This window comes from Nocardiopsis mangrovi (assembly GCF_042653925.1).
Lineage (GTDB): Bacteria > Actinomycetota > Actinomycetes > Streptosporangiales > Streptosporangiaceae > Nocardiopsis_B > Nocardiopsis_B mangrovi.
The window spans coordinates 115,266-128,546 of the sequence record NZ_JBHSFQ010000013.1 but is presented as its reverse complement, the minus strand read 5'-3'; the positions used below and the strand labels follow the sequence as shown (position 1 = coordinate 128,546).

Here is a 13,281-nt window from a genome sequence, read left to right as displayed (position 1 = left end):
CCCCATGAACCGATTCCGCCGATCCCGCGTCCTCCTTGCGGGCGCCGCCGTGGGCACCGCCGTGCTCGCGGCCTCCGCCTGTAGTTCCCAGGGCGGTGCCCAGGAGGAGGCCGGCACCGGGGCCGAGACCCCCGATCTGACCATCGCGATGATCACCCACCAGGCCCCGGGCGACACGTTCTGGGACATCGTCCGGCGGGGTGCCGAGGACGCCGCCGACAAGAGCGGCGTCACCCTGGAGTACTCCTCCGACCCCGAGGGCTCCCGGCAGGCCACCCTCATCCAGACCGCTGTGGACAGCGGTGTCGACGGCATCGCGGTCACCCTGGCCAAGCCCGACGCGCTCCAAGGGGCGATCGACGCCGCCACCGAGGCAGGGATCCCGGTCGTGGGGTTCAACTCCGGCATCGACCGGTGGCAGGACGCCGGGCTCACCGAGTACTTCGGCATCGACGAGACGCTCGCGGGCGAAGCGTTCGGCGAACGCCTCAACGAGGCCGGGGCGGAGAAGGCGCTCTGCGTCATCCACGAGCAGGGCCACGTCGGCCTGGAGACCCGGTGCGCGTCGCTGGCCGAGACCTTCGACGGCGAATCGGAGGTGCTCAACGTCGACGGCGCCAACATGCCCGACGTCAAGTCCGGAATCGGGGCCAAGCTCCAGGAGGACACCGACATCGACCACGTCGTCACGCTCGGCGCGCCGTTCGCGCTGACCGCGGTCGAGGCGGTGGAGGAGGCCGGCAGCGAGGCGAGCGTGGCCACCTTCGACTCCAGCCGCGACCTGGTGGGGCCGATCGAGGACGGATCGATCGAATGGGCCGTCGACCAGCAGCCCTACCTCCAGGGCTACCTCGCCGTCGACGGCCTGTGGCTCTACAACACCAACGGCAACGTCTCCGGCGGCGGCACCGAGCCCGTCCTGACCGGCCCCAGCTTCATCGACCGGGACAACATCGACGAGATCGCGGCATTCGCTGAGAACGGGACCCGGTGATGCGCCCGTGAGCCGCACACCGACCCCGGCCGCCGATGCCGTGGCGGACGGCGCCGCCTCGGAGAAGGCGCTCCGGGTGGGCCGGCGCTCCCTGCTGACCCGCTTCCTCGCCCGGCCCGAGGTCGGCTCGCTGATCGGCGCCCTGCTCGTGTTCGCGGTGTTCTTCACCGTGGCGGCGCCGTTCCGGCAGGCCACATCGTTGTCCACGGTGCTCTACGCCAGCTCCACGATCGGCATCATGGCGGTGGCGGTCGCGCTGCTGATGATCGGCGGCGAGTTCGACCTGTCGGCGGGCGTCGCCGTGGTCACCGCCGCCCTGTCCGCCGCGACGTTCAGCTACCAGTTCTCGCTCAATATCTGGGCCGGCGCCGCGCTCTCGCTGCTGCTCGCCCTGGCGGTCGGCTTCCTCAACGGGTGGCTGCTGATCCGTACCGGGCTGCCGAGCTTCCTGGTGACGCTGTCGGTGTTCCTGATGCTGCAGGGGCTCAACATCGCCGTCACCAAGCTCGTCACCGGCGGGGTCGCGACCGACAACGTCTCCGACATGGACGGGTTCGCGTCGGCGTACGCGGTGTTCGCCTCCAGCATCCCCATCGGCGGGGTGCAGGTCCGCATCACCGTGCTGTGGTGGCTGCTGTTCGCCGCTCTGGCCACCTGGGTGCTGATGCGCACCCGGATCGGCAACTGGATCTACGCCGTGGGAGGCGACGCCGCCGGCGCCCGCGCGGTCGGGGTGCCGGTCGACAGGGTGAAGATCGGGCTGTTCGTGACCGTGGGGTTCTTCGCCTGGTTCAGCGGCATGCACCTGATGACGGCGGCCAACGGCGTCCAGCAGTCGGGCGAGGGGGTCGGCAACGAACTCCTCTACATCATGGCCGCGGTGGTCGGCGGCTGCCTGCTCACCGGCGGCTACGGAACGGTCGTCGGCGCCGTGATCGGCGCGTTCATCTACGGGATGACCCGGCAGGGGATCGTCTACGCCGGCTGGGACAACAACTGGATCATGTTCTTCGTCGGAGCGATGCTGCTGCTCGCGGTCGTGGTCAACATGTGGGTCCGCAAGCAGACGAGCATGAGGTGAGGCGCGTGGACACCGTGCTCGAACTCAGCGGCATCGGCAAGTCGTTCGGCAACATCCGGGCGCTCTCGGACATCGACTTGGCGGTGGCGGCCGGGAAGGTCACCTGCATCCTCGGCGACAACGGCGCCGGGAAGTCGACCCTCATCAAGATCATCGCGGGTCTGCACGCCCCGACCGCCGGGGAGTACCGCGTCGACGGCGAACCCGTGCGCTTCGCCTCGCCCCGCGAGGCGCTGGACCGCGGGATCGCCACCGTCTACCAGGACCTCGCTCTGGTGCGGCTGATGCCGGTATGGCGCAATTTCTTCCTCGGGTCGGAGCCGCGCCGGAGGTTCGGCCCCTTCACGATGCTCGACGTCGCGCGGATGCGCCGCGTCGCCGACGAGGAGCTGAAGCGGATGGGCATCGACCTGCCCGACATCGACGCGCCCGTGGGCAACCTGTCCGGCGGCCAGCAGCAGGTCGTGGCCATCGCCCGCGCCGTCTACTTCGGGGCGCGCGTGCTGATCCTGGACGAGCCGACCGCCGCCCTGGGGGTCAAGCAGTCGGGGGTGGTGCTGAAGTACGTCGCCGCCGCGCGCGAGGCCGGGCTCGGCGTCATCTTCATCACGCACAACCCGAACCACGCCTACCTGGTCGGCGACCACTTCGTCGTCATCAAGCTCGGGCGGATGGAGCTCGACGCCCCCCGCTCCGAGCTGACGCTCCCGGACCTGACCCGCCACATGGCGGGCGGTGCCGAGCTGGACGCCCTCGAACACGAACTGAACAACGGATCGGCCGCCGGGTCGGCCGCGGCAGCGCAGGACAGGGGTGAGCAGCCATGACCGTCAACGTCGGCGTGATCGGCGCCGGAATGATCGGTGCCGACCACATACGCCGCCTGACCACGGTGGTCAGCGGGGCCCGGGTGCGGGCCGTGACCGACATCGACGCCGCCCGCGCCGCGGCGGTGGCCGATTCCGTGGGCGCGCGGGCGCTGCCCGGCGACACTGAGGTGATCGGGGCCGGAGACGTCGACGCGGTGCTGGTCGCCTCGTGGGGCGCGGCGCACGCGGAGTCGGTGCTCGCGGCGGTCGCGGCGGGCAAGCCCGTGTTCTGCGAGAAGCCGCTGGCCACCACGGCCGAGGACTGCCTGCGCATCGTGGACGCCGAGCAGCGCCACGGCAGGCGCCTGGTGCAGGTGGGGTTCATGCGCCGCTACGACCCCGGCTACCGCGAGATGAAGCGCGTCATCGACGCGGGCGACATCGGCACCCCGCTGATGGTGCACTGCGCGCACCGCAACGCCACGGTGCCGGAGTCCTACCACTCCGCCATGGCCGCGCACGACACCGCGATCCACGAGATCGACGCGGTGCGCTGGCTGCTCTCCGACGAGATCGTCTCGGCGCAGGTCCTCACGCCGCGCCGGACCGCGCACCGGTTCGAGCACCTCCAGGACCCCCAGATCATGCTCTTCGAGACGGCCGGGGGCGCGCGGGTGGACGTCGAGGTGTTCGTGAACTGCCAGTACGGCTACGACATCCAGTGCGAGGCGGTGGGCGAGACCGGCACGGTGCGGCTGCCCGACCCCGCGCAGCCCGCAGTGCGCACGGCGGGGAGGTCGGCCACCCCCGTCCTCCAGGACTGGAAGGAGCGGTTCACCGTCGCCTACGACGTCGAGATCCAGGAATGGGTCGACTCCGTGGCGGCCGGGGCCGCCGGCGGCCCCGGCTCCTGGGACGGCTACGCCGCCGCGATGATCAGCGACGCCACCGTCGAGGCCCTGCGCTCGGGCCGCATCGTCGGCACCGGGATCAAGGCCCGCCCGGACTTCTACGCGTGAGCGCCGCGCGCGGGACCACGCACGCGAGCACAGCCTGAGAGGAGACGACGGTGAAGATCGCCCTCGACCTCTGACCGCCGGCTGATCCGGAGCGGATCACCGGAGAACTCGGCGGGTGAGCGGAGCGGCGGGGCTGGTAATGTCCCGCCGCATGGCGGCCGACAGACGTGAAGAGCACCTGGTGCGGGCGATGGCCTTGCTGGGAACCTGCGCCCAGCGGTTTCCGTACGGCGGGGACGCCGACACGATCGCCGATGCCCGGCGCGGCTACGACGAGGTCGAGCGCGGTGCCGGTCCGGGAGACGCCGAGACGGCCGCCACGGTCGCCATCGGGCGCTCGATGGCCGCGGTACTGGAGTTGCGGCTGTGCATCGACGACCTCGAACTGAACAACTCGGCGCGGGACTGGGACCAGGACGGCCCGCCCCTGGGCGGGATGGACGAGGACGACGAGGACGGTGTCAGTCGGCCGTTCGCCGAGCGGGCGGCCGCAGCGGCACGGGCCGCTTTGGACGCCGACCCCGACGACCCCCTGGTTCCGTTCGACCTGGGCCACGTACTCGCCTGGTCGGGTGACCGCGACGGCGCCGTGGCCGCCTATGAGGAGGCGTTGCGGCGCGACCCGTGGGACATCGCCGCCCGGGAACTCCTTGAGGAACTCGGCGCCGGACCCGGAGAGCACCCGTCGCACTCCGACCCCGTCAACCGGCGGCGTTACGGGTTCGCGGTCCTGCGCGAGGAAGGGCGCACCGGTAATTCCGAGTGGCTGGAGGAACACTGGGTGTACGGCAGTGTCGCGGAGGCGCGCGCGGACGCCGATGCGGTGACCGGCTCGGGGATCGACGGCCTGGACCGGGACGAGCTCGACGACCACCTGAGGCTGACCCTGGAGATCCACCGCCCCGGCCGGCCGATCGCCGAATACGACCTCATGGCGCGGATCCCGGCCGAGCCGGACGGCGGGCCGCTGCGCATCGACTGGTCGGGCGTCCCGGTCGACGAGCCGCTGGAGCCGCCGCTTCCTCCCGGGCGCCCGCTGCGCATGGACGCTCGGACCTGCTTCCACGGCGCCGGGTAGGGACGGACGCGGAGGAGTCCGACGAAATACCGAACCCCGTTCTAGTCCTACGGGATGCGAATCGGTAAAGTGCCGCGCATGGAGCTGAATGGAGTTTCCGCCCTTGTGTCCGGCGGCGCGAGCGGGCTCGGCGCCGCCACCGTCAGGGAACTGGCCTCGGCCGGCGCGACCGTCGTCGTCGCCGACCTCGACGCCGAGCGCGGCACGGCGCTCGCGGAGGAGGCCGGGGGCGTCTTCGCCGCCACCGACGTCTCCGACGAGGACCAGGTCCAGGCCGCCGTGCGGGCGGCCGTCGACACCGGCAAGCCGCTGCGCGTCGCGGTCTCCTGCGCCGGGATCGGCTGGGCCACCCGGACCGTCAACCGCGACGGCGCCCCGCACGACCTCGCGAGCTACAAGAAGGTCATCGACGTCAACCTCATCGGCACGTTCAACGTGCTGCGGCTGGCCGCCGCCGCGATGGGCGAGACCGAGCCCGTCAACGCCGACGGCGAGCGCGGCGCGATCGTCAACACCGCGTCGCTCGCCGGGATCGAGGGGCAGATCGGCCAGATCGCCTACTCCTCGTCCAAGGGCGGCATCATCGGCATGACCGTCCCGGCGGCACGCGACCTCGCGGCCATCGGCGTGCGGGTCAACACCGTGGCGCCCGGCATCCTCGACACCCCCATCTACGGGCAGGGCCCCGAGGCCGAGGCGTTCAAGGAGCGGCTGTCCGCGCCCGTCCCCTTCCCCAAGCGGCTGGGCACGCCCGCCGAGTTCGCGAAGCTGGTGCGGGCACTGCTGGAGAACGGCTACATCAACGCCGAGGTCGTCCGGATCGACGGCGGCCTGCGCATGCAGCCCAAGTAAGGAGCGCGGCGTGTCCGACGAGGTGCACTACACGGCAGAGGACGGCGTCGCCGTCATCACCATCGACCGGCCCCGGGCCCGCAACGCGGTCAACGCCGCCGTGGCCCAGGGCATCGCCGACGCGCTCGACGACCTCGACGCCCGCGCCGACCTCGCCGTCGGCATCCTCACCGGGGCGGGCGGCACGTTCAGCTCCGGGATGGACCTGAAGGCGTTCATGGCCGGCGAGGTCCCCGTGGTGGACGGGCGCGGGTTCGCCGGGTTCGCCCAGCGCCCGCCCCGCAAACCGCTGATCGCCGCCGTCGAGGGCTACGCGCTCGCGGGCGGCTTCGAGGCGGTGCTCGCCTGCGACCTGGTCGTCGCGGCCGAGGACGCCCGGTTCGGCATCCCCGAGGTCAAGCGGGGCCTGGTCGCGGGCGGCGGCGGGCTGCTCCGGCTGCCCGCCCGCATCCCCCGCAACGTCGCCATGGAGCTCGCGCTCACCGGCGACTTCGTCGACGCGCCGCGGTTGGCGGCGCTCGGCCTGGTCAACACCGTGACCCCCAGCGGCGGCGCGCTGGACGGGGCCCGTGAACTCGCGGCCCGCATCGCGGCCAACGCCCCGTTGGCGCTCGCGGTGTCGAAGCGCGTCATCGCCGAATCGGCCGCCTGGCCGGCCGGGGAGGCGTGGCAGCGGCAGGACGACCTCGTCCTCCCGGTGTTCGGCAGCCGCGACGCGATGGAGGGCGCCGCGGCCTTCGCCGAGAAGCGCCCGCCCGTCTGGCGGGGCGAGTGACGGGCCGACCACCGATCAGGTGAAGGGCGCGTTGGGATCGGCGTCGACGGCCAAGTGGGCGCCGAAGGCGGGCCACTACGATGTGTTGCGCGCGTCGGAACGTCCGGTGTGCATCGACGGGGGGTGCCCATGTCCACGGATCAGCAGAACGAGGACGGATGGCAGAGCGCCCTCAAGATGACCGGGGCGGTTCTGATCTTTCTGGGGTTCGGGGCGGTCGCCGCCGAAGCGCTGTGGGACGTCGACTTCGGCAAGGCGGATCACTACGGCCTGCCGCAGTGGGTGGACCTGGTGGTCGGCGGGGCCGGCGTGGCGTTCCTGGTCGGGGCCGCGATCCGGCGCAGGGTACGGAGCCGGGTCCACGCCTGAACCGGTGAGGGCGCCTCCGGCCGCCGGTTCCATCGGACCGCGGTCAGAGGGCTTTGAGCTCTTGGAGTCCGGCGAGGGTGCGTTCCGCGAGGGTGGACGCGACGTGGCTCTGGGCCTGGATCCGGCGGTGCTCGTTGGCGGCGGCGAGCTGGTGGGGCGTCCCGATGATGTAGGGGCGCACGAGGTGCGCGGCCTGCTCGTCGCGGTCGCGCTGAGGGGCCGTGGCCGGGGGATGGAACCGCTCCCAGAGGAGGTAGGGGCGGGAGATCTCGCCCTCGGCTTCCTCCGGCGACGGCGACGGCGCCGGGATCGTGACGGTGAGCCGGTGGGGCGGGGCCGGAAAGGCCCCGGGACCGGCCGCGCGCGGTATGGCGCGCAGCAGGCGGCGCGCCTGTGTGCTCGGCTCGCTCTGCCGCGCGATACGTGCGTGGAGGCCGAAGGCGACGATGAAGGCGGTGGCGATCCACAGACCGCACGCGCTGAAAATGATAAAGTTCGTCACAGCTCTTCTGCTCCTGGTTCGGCAGGACGGGGGGCCAGGCCCCGGTTAGGTGTTCCAGCACCTATCGGGGCCGTTCTTCTGGGTGCGCTGGACACTCTACACGCTTGAAACTCCATTTCGACGAGAGTTCATATGGAGAATTTGAGTGACGTTTGTCCATTGATTTCGGTAGATGAATGAATTCGAATCCGCATTGGCCGCTTGATTTCGGGGTGAATGTCCCGATTGCGGCCGCGTGATTCGCCGCGCGCCGGTGCCTCCCCCTCCCCCGGCGGAGGCGCCGGCGCGCGGCGTTTTCAGGCGGTTTGCGGCGTGCTGGACCTGGCCGTGGTGGGATGGGTGTGCCAGGAGAGGGTGAAGGTGACACCGGTGCGCGGGCGGGTGAGGGGCGACCACGTATCGGCGAAGTGGTCGATGAGGGCGATCCCCCTGCCGTGCTGGGCCATGGGGGTCAGCGGCCGGACGAAGGGCGGTGTCCCGCCGGCGGGACACCCTTCGTCGTCGACCTCGACGGTGACGCGGCCCCGGGCGAGCCGGATGGTCACCCTGAAGACGCCGCCGGCCACTGGCGGTGTAGCGCAGGGCATTGGTCGCGGCCTCGGAGAGGCATAGAACGGCCGCGGCGGCGGTGTCCTCCGGAACGGCGTATGCGGAGTGGACGGCGAGCACTTGGTCGGCCCACGCCCGCGCCTGGCGGACCTGGTCGGCCCAGCCGGGGAATTCCCGGGTATAGGACATGCCCATCACCGCCCCGGGCCGATGGGTGGGCGCCGGTATTCGATTTCGGGCAGATAGGGGCGAACGCGTCGAGCGTGGCGCCGCGGAATCTTTCTTCGGCGGGATTGCATGCCGCTGGTGTTCATGGTGCGGTCCTCCCGGGTCTGGCCAGGTCGAGGGTTCTGTCCCTGGTCGATCCGTATTTCGACCAGGGACATGATTTCTTCTGTTGTTCTACGGCCAAATCTTTGCGCGAAGACGCCCTGAACTGCGAGGAAAGATTTCTGATCGGATCCGGATTGGAGAATAGGTAGCGGTGTCGCTTCATGTGGAACAACATGGATCCATGGCAGAGAAGATCAGCAGCACGTGGCGGCTGGTGGGGCGGTGAAATGCGTCGGCTTCGGCGTTTGGCCGGGAAGACGCAGCAAGAAGTCGCTGACATCACCTTGATCAGCCGACCGCAGATCGGCAAGCTCGAATTGGGAACCCGTACCCCGAATCAGGACACAGCCGTCACCCTCGATGCGGTGCTTGCAACAGGTGGTGTTCTTCAGCAGCTGTGGTCCGAATTCTCAAGTTCGGACAACCTGCCCCGCGAGTGGCAGGATCTGGTGTGGTTGGAGCGAGCCGCGGCCCAGATACGCGCCTACCAACCGCTGTTGGTGCCCGGGCTGCTGCAAACCGAGGCATATGCGCGAACCGTGCTGAACCCCCCTTCCCCGATCTGGCACAAGTCCAGCTACAGCGGCCCGAACAATGCCGATTGCGTCGAGGTCGCAGAATCTCCCGCCCAGGTATTCATGCGCGACACCCGGCACCGAACGCTCGCCACGCTGGCCTTTCCCGCTGGGGAGTGGCGGGCCCTGCTGGCGGACATCGAGGCTTTCTGACCCCGTCGCGCGGTCAGTTCTCCGGGAGGGGGACTCTCAGGGTGCGGAGGAGCGTGGACAGGAGGTCGTAGTAGCCGACCAGGGTGATCAGCTCGACCACCCCCGCCTCTCCGAAGTACTTCTCGGCGGCCGCGTGGCAGGCGTCGGAGGCGTCGCGGTCGCGGAGGAGGGCGCGGGCGAAGTCGAGCGCGGCCTTCTCGTCGTCGGCGAAGGTGCCCGGGGTCCCGTAGCCGCCCAGCGCGCTGATCTCCTCCTCGCTCAGCCCCGCCACCGCGGCCAGCCGCCGGTGGGCCGACCACTCGAACGAGCTGGCCCGCGCCGTGGCCACCGCCAGGATCACGATCTCGCGCACTCTCACGGATAAGGACGTCCGCGCGCCCACCGCGGCGCTGAGCCCTTGGAGCGCGGTCCCCACGCTCGGCGCGGCCAGCATCGCGTTGAAGGGCCCGTGCAGGCGGCCCTCGGGGTCCGCCAGCTCGAAGCCCGGTTCGGGGCCGTACTTGCGCAGGACGCCGTCGTAGATCGCCTGTTGCTCGGCCGTCAGCTCGCCGGGCGCGTACCAGTGGATTCTGCCGTGTCGCACAGCTCGATTATGGCGTTCGCGGCCCCTCCCCGTGGGCGGGGGCGCGAATCCCTACGTGGTTCCGACCGCCCGCGCCCGGCTACTCGACCCGCTCCCAGGCCCGCGTCAGCACGTCGCGCGGGATGTGCTCGATCTCGTCGAAGTGCTCGGGACCGCAGATCAGCGGCGGGGCGACGAGATGGTCACGGACGAGATCTTCGGCCCGGTCATCACCGTGCAGCGCTTCGGCGACGAGGACGAGGCGGTGGCCCATGCCAACTCCGTCCGCTACGGCCTGGCGTCGAGCGTGTGGACCCGCGACCACGCCCGCGCCCTGCGGGTCTCCCGCAACCTGGACTTCGGCTGCGCCTGGATCAACACCCACATCCCCGTGGTGGCCGAAATGCCGCACAGCGGCTTCAAGCACAGCGGCTACGGCAAGGACCTCTCCCTCTACAGCCTGGAGGACTACACCCGCGTCAAGCACGTGATGAGCCACATCGGCCGCGGCTGACGGCGACCGGCCGTCCGGGGCCCGGCCCATCGCGGCCGGGACCGGCCCGGATCCGGCATTGATCGCCGTCCCGCCCGGCGCTAGCGTGCGAGGCGGTGCCGGTCCGATGGCCGTCGCACCGGCGAAACCGTCCCCACCAGGAAATCGGGTCTCCCGTGGCCGCTCTCAAGCTACCGCCGCTCGCGGTCGCCGCCGTCGCCGTCTCCCTCGCGTCGCTGACGGCGTGCGCGGGTGGACAGGGATCCGGCGGTGACGCCGCGTCCGACGAGGCGGCGGACGGCGCCCCGGGCGCGGCCTCCGAAGACGCGGCCGCGTCCGGCGGCGAGGGGGGTTCGATCACCCTCGGCTCCGGTGAGAGCCACGAATTCGACGGCGCCGACTGCTCGGACGACGGCTCGGAGTTCATGGGCATGGCCTCGAACGGCGTCGCCGACGTGATCGTCGTGATCGATCTCGGCGACGGGGTCGGCAGCATCACCTACAGCGACATCTCCGTCGGCACCGGCTGGCAGAGCGAATCCGGGGCCGGCGACATCGAACTCGGCGACGACCGGGTCGCCTTCACCGATGTCCCCGCGACGTCGGACCAGGACGGCTCGTCGATCACCATCAGCGGCGAGCTGAACTGCACCTCCGCCGTCGACGACTGATCTGAAACCGATCGCGGCCACCCCGGTCAGGCGAGCGGGGCCGCGTGCCAGGTCCAGGCGGTGAGGCGGGGGCGGCCGGGGAGGTCGGTGCGGCCGGTGGACCAGAGGAGGGCGGGCCACGGGCCGGTGCCGGCCGGGGCGTCGGGGAAGAGCCGGGCGAGCACGCGGGAGCAGAGGCCGGCGGGCGGGTTCCAGGCGAGGCCGAGGCCCTCGGCGATGTCGTGGGTGTGCACCAGGGTCTCCACGACCCCCATCGCGGCGAAGCCCTCCGGGTCGGACACACCGTGGGTGTGAAAGGCGCGGACCCGCGGCGGCGTCGTGCGCACCATGGCGGCCAGCAGCGCCCCGTTGGCCTCCAGCACCTGCATCAGTCCCTCGGGGCCCGCCGCGCGTTCGGCGTGGATGGTGTTGGCCGGCCCGCCCGGCCGGCGGCTCCCGGTGGCGACGGGAACGTAGCGGTCCACGGGCGGGGTCCGCGGGCCGAGCTGGGCGGCGTAGGCGAACAGGTCGTCGGCCAGGTGCTCGACGGTCTCCCGGCAGTCCCACTCCAGCGTGCCGGCCTTCCGCTCCCACGCCGGGCCGGGCGCCCGGCCCAGGGCGTCCACCGCGAGGCGCACGGCGAGGTCGACGTCGTCGGCGGTGACGGGCGGCCGGGCGGGGGCGGACGACGAGCTGGTCTCCGGCGATCGCGACATGGCGGACACCGTACCGCGGCGGCCGGACGCGGCCATCCGGGTGATCGGGCACGCGACCGGTGTGCGACGGTGCCGATTGCGGGTACGGCTTCGGGCGACGGTGTCGGACCCGGGGTCGCGGAGGCGGTGGGCGGTGCACTCGGCGTGGGCGGTGGGCGGCGCTTTCGCGCGGCCGCGTCCGCGCACGGCCGAGCCGCTGAGCCGGGCCGCAAGCCCCTGTCACGGCGTTGCCGTCGGCCCCCGGCGGGGATACCGTGCACTCAGTCGGCCACGCGATGTGGCCGTTTCTTGTGAATCGTTTTGGAGGCCCTGTTGACCGGCAGCCGAGGCGGCGGGAACGGTGCCGAACCCCTGACGTGTACGTTCTGCGGGAAGACCCAGCACGAGGTCAAGAAGCTGATCTCCGGACCGGGCCTCCTGTGCATCTGCGACGAGTGCGTCGGCCTCTGCAACGAGCTGATCGAGGAGGAGTTCGCGGACTCCCGGCCCGGCGTCGCGGCCCCGCGGCCGCGGACCCCGAAACCGCGGGAGATCCACGCGTTCCTCGAGCGGTACGTCATCGGGCAGGACGACGCCAAGCGGGCCCTGTCGGTGGCGGTCTACAACCACTACAAGCGGGTGTGGGCGGACACCGACCGGTCGCGCGGATCGCAGGACGTCGAGATCACCAAGTCCAACATCCTGCTCATCGGACCCACCGGCTGCGGGAAGACCCACCTCGTCCAGACGCTCGCCCGGCTGCTCGACGTCCCCTTCGCCATCGCCGACGCCACCGAGCTGACCGAGGCCGGCTATGTCGGCCAGGACGTCGAGAACGTCCTGCTCAAGCTCATCCAGGCGGCCGACCACGACATCGCGCGGGCCGAGACCGGGATCGTCTACATCGACGAGATCGACAAGATCGCCCGCAAGGACGCCGGCCCGTCGATCACCCGCGACGTCTCGGGCGAGGGCGTCCAGCAGGCGCTGCTGAAGATCCTGGAAGGGACCTCCGCCAGCGTGCCGCCCCAGGGCGGGCGCAAGCACCCCCAGCAGGAGCTGCTCACGATCGACACCACCAACGTGCTGTTCATCGTCGGCGGCGCGTTCGCGGGGCTGGAGGAGGTCATCGACCGCCGCACCGGCAGCGGCGGCCTCGGATTCGGCGCCCCCGTCCGCTCGCGGGGCGAACGCGAGAAGGCCGATCCCTTCGCCGGCGTCATGCCCGACGACCTGGTGCGGTTCGGGCTGATCCCGGAGTTCACCGGCCGGCTCCCGGTGGTGGCGACCGTCCAGCCGCTCGACCGCGCGGCGCTGATGCGGATCCTCACCGAGCCGCGCAACGCGCTGGTCAAGCAGTACCAGCGGCTCTTCGACATCGACGGGGTCGAGCTGGAGTTCACCGACGACGCCATCGGCGCGATCGCCGACCAGGCGCTGCTGCGCCGGACCGGCGCCCGGGCGCTGCGCGCGATCGTCGAAGAGGTCCTGCTCAACGTGATGTACGAGGTCCCGAGCCGCGACGACGTCGGACGCGTCGTCGTCGACCGCGCCACCGTTCTCGACAACGTCAACCCGACCCTGGTACCGCGCGAGCACCCCGACCGCGACCGCGACCGCCGCGACAAGTCCGCCTGACCCCGGCCTGATCGACCCGGGACCGGCCCGGGCGCCCGCGCCCGCACCCGGGGGCGACCGGATGACATCTGTCATCCCCGGTACCCGTGAAGCTCATGCCGGGCCGGTGACAGCCGCGTCTACCCGCCCGGGCGGCCGCGGCCGAGAATCGACG

General features: G+C 71.4%; 15 protein-coding genes and 1 pseudogene. 12 read left to right on the top strand and 4 right to left on the bottom strand.

Annotated features, from left to right (window positions below; translation table 11 throughout):
* Window positions 1-4: 4 nt before the first annotated feature.
* From ACFO4E_RS15110 to ACFO4E_RS15075, 8 genes are all read left to right on the top strand, one after another.
* Window positions 5-994 carry a substrate-binding domain-containing protein gene (locus tag ACFO4E_RS15110; protein WP_378575060.1) on the top strand — a complete coding sequence of 330 codons (990 nt, stop codon included), beginning with the start codon at window positions 5-7 and terminating at the stop codon, window positions 992-994.
* Between the two features lie 7 nt (window positions 995-1,001).
* Complete coding sequence (locus ACFO4E_RS15105; protein WP_378575057.1) at window positions 1,002-2,075, top strand: ABC transporter permease; 1,074 nt, start codon at window positions 1,002-1,004, stop codon at window positions 2,073-2,075.
* A 5-nt stretch (window positions 2,076-2,080) separates the two neighbouring features.
* Window positions 2,081-2,902, top strand: coding sequence for an ATP-binding cassette domain-containing protein (locus ACFO4E_RS15100; protein WP_378575055.1), 822 nt, complete (start codon window positions 2,081-2,083; stop codon window positions 2,900-2,902).
* Entirely contained in the window at window positions 2,899-3,903 is a 1,005-nt protein-coding gene (locus tag ACFO4E_RS15095; RefSeq protein ID WP_378575053.1) for a Gfo/Idh/MocA family oxidoreductase, read from the top strand. The genes ACFO4E_RS15100 and ACFO4E_RS15095 overlap by 4 nt, the downstream gene beginning before the upstream one ends.
* Window positions 3,904-4,054: 151 nt before the next feature.
* Window positions 4,055-4,981: a hypothetical protein gene (locus ACFO4E_RS15090; protein WP_378575051.1), complete on the top strand. Its 927-nt coding sequence runs from the start codon at window positions 4,055-4,057 to the stop codon at window positions 4,979-4,981.
* 78 nt (window positions 4,982-5,059) lie between these two features.
* Window positions 5,060-5,833 carry an SDR family NAD(P)-dependent oxidoreductase gene (locus tag ACFO4E_RS15085; RefSeq protein WP_378575050.1) on the top strand — a complete coding sequence of 258 codons (774 nt, stop codon included), beginning with the start codon at window positions 5,060-5,062 and terminating at the stop codon, window positions 5,831-5,833.
* A 10-nt stretch (window positions 5,834-5,843) separates the two neighbouring features.
* On the top strand, window positions 5,844-6,608 hold the full coding sequence (locus tag ACFO4E_RS15080; protein WP_378575048.1) for a crotonase/enoyl-CoA hydratase family protein: 765 nt from the start codon (window positions 5,844-5,846) through the stop codon (window positions 6,606-6,608).
* Window positions 6,609-6,737: 129 nt separating this feature from the next.
* Window positions 6,738-6,977, top strand: coding sequence for a hypothetical protein (locus tag ACFO4E_RS15075; RefSeq protein WP_378575047.1), 240 nt, complete (start codon window positions 6,738-6,740; stop codon window positions 6,975-6,977).
* A 43-nt stretch (window positions 6,978-7,020) separates the two neighbouring features.
* Here ACFO4E_RS15075 and ACFO4E_RS15070 read toward each other — a convergent pair whose 3' ends face one another.
* Together ACFO4E_RS15070 and ACFO4E_RS15065 are read right to left on the bottom strand one after the other, a co-directional pair.
* Entirely contained in the window at window positions 7,021-7,479 is a 459-nt protein-coding gene (locus ACFO4E_RS15070) for a hypothetical protein (protein ID WP_378575045.1), read from the bottom strand.
* 296 nt (window positions 7,480-7,775) lie between these two features.
* Complete coding sequence (locus ACFO4E_RS15065; protein ID WP_378575044.1) at window positions 7,776-8,024, bottom strand: ATP-binding protein; 249 nt, start codon at window positions 8,022-8,024, stop codon at window positions 7,776-7,778.
* 498 nt (window positions 8,025-8,522) lie between these two features.
* On the opposite strand from ACFO4E_RS15065, the gene ACFO4E_RS15060 reads away from it, so the two are divergent.
* Window positions 8,523-9,089, top strand: a complete 567-nt coding sequence (locus tag ACFO4E_RS15060; RefSeq protein WP_378575042.1) for a Scr1 family TA system antitoxin-like transcriptional regulator — start codon at window positions 8,523-8,525, stop codon at window positions 9,087-9,089.
* A gap of 13 nt (window positions 9,090-9,102) precedes the next feature.
* On the opposite strand, the gene ACFO4E_RS15055 is transcribed toward ACFO4E_RS15060, so the two are convergent.
* On the bottom strand, window positions 9,103-9,672 hold the full coding sequence (locus ACFO4E_RS15055) for a carboxymuconolactone decarboxylase family protein (protein WP_378575040.1): 570 nt from the start codon (window positions 9,670-9,672) through the stop codon (window positions 9,103-9,105).
* A gap of 154 nt (window positions 9,673-9,826) precedes the next feature.
* On the opposite strand from ACFO4E_RS15055, the pseudogene ACFO4E_RS15050 reads away from it, so the two are divergent.
* Window positions 9,827-10,165 (top strand): annotated as a pseudogene (locus ACFO4E_RS15050) (aldehyde dehydrogenase family protein); the annotation flags it as partial.
* A 155-nt stretch (window positions 10,166-10,320) separates the two neighbouring features.
* A complete protein-coding gene (locus ACFO4E_RS15045) occupies window positions 10,321-10,815 on the top strand; it encodes a hypothetical protein (protein WP_378575037.1) in 495 nt (164 codons plus the stop codon).
* Between the two features lie 26 nt (window positions 10,816-10,841).
* Here the strand turns inward: ACFO4E_RS15045 and ACFO4E_RS15040 are convergent, their stop codons facing one another.
* A complete protein-coding gene (locus tag ACFO4E_RS15040) occupies window positions 10,842-11,510 on the bottom strand; it encodes a hypothetical protein (protein ID WP_378575035.1) in 669 nt (222 codons plus the stop codon).
* 312 nt (window positions 11,511-11,822) lie between these two features.
* Between ACFO4E_RS15040 and clpX the strand changes: the two genes are divergently transcribed.
* A complete protein-coding gene (clpX, locus tag ACFO4E_RS15035; protein WP_378575032.1) occupies window positions 11,823-13,127 on the top strand; it encodes an ATP-dependent Clp protease ATP-binding subunit ClpX in 1,305 nt (434 codons plus the stop codon).
* Window positions 13,128-13,281 lie beyond the last annotated feature (154 nt).

Coding starts and splice junctions, on each gene's coding strand:
- ACFO4E_RS15075 (WP_378575047.1), top strand. CDS start 6,738: ATGTCCACGGATCAGCAGAACGAGGACGGATGGCAGAGCGCCCTCAAG.
- ACFO4E_RS15090 (WP_378575051.1), top strand. CDS start 4,055: ATGGCGGCCGACAGACGTGAAGAGCACCTGGTGCGGGCGATGGCCTTG.
- ACFO4E_RS15040 (WP_378575035.1), bottom strand. CDS start 11,510: ATGTCGCGATCGCCGGAGACCAGCTCGTCGTCCGCCCCCGCCCGGCCG.
- ACFO4E_RS15110 (WP_378575060.1), top strand. CDS start 5: ATGAACCGATTCCGCCGATCCCGCGTCCTCCTTGCGGGCGCCGCCGTG.
- ACFO4E_RS15060 (WP_378575042.1), top strand. CDS start 8,523: ATGTGGAACAACATGGATCCATGGCAGAGAAGATCAGCAGCACGTGGC.
- ACFO4E_RS15085 (WP_378575050.1), top strand. CDS start 5,060: ATGGAGCTGAATGGAGTTTCCGCCCTTGTGTCCGGCGGCGCGAGCGGG.
- ACFO4E_RS15095 (WP_378575053.1), top strand. CDS start 2,899: ATGACCGTCAACGTCGGCGTGATCGGCGCCGGAATGATCGGTGCCGAC.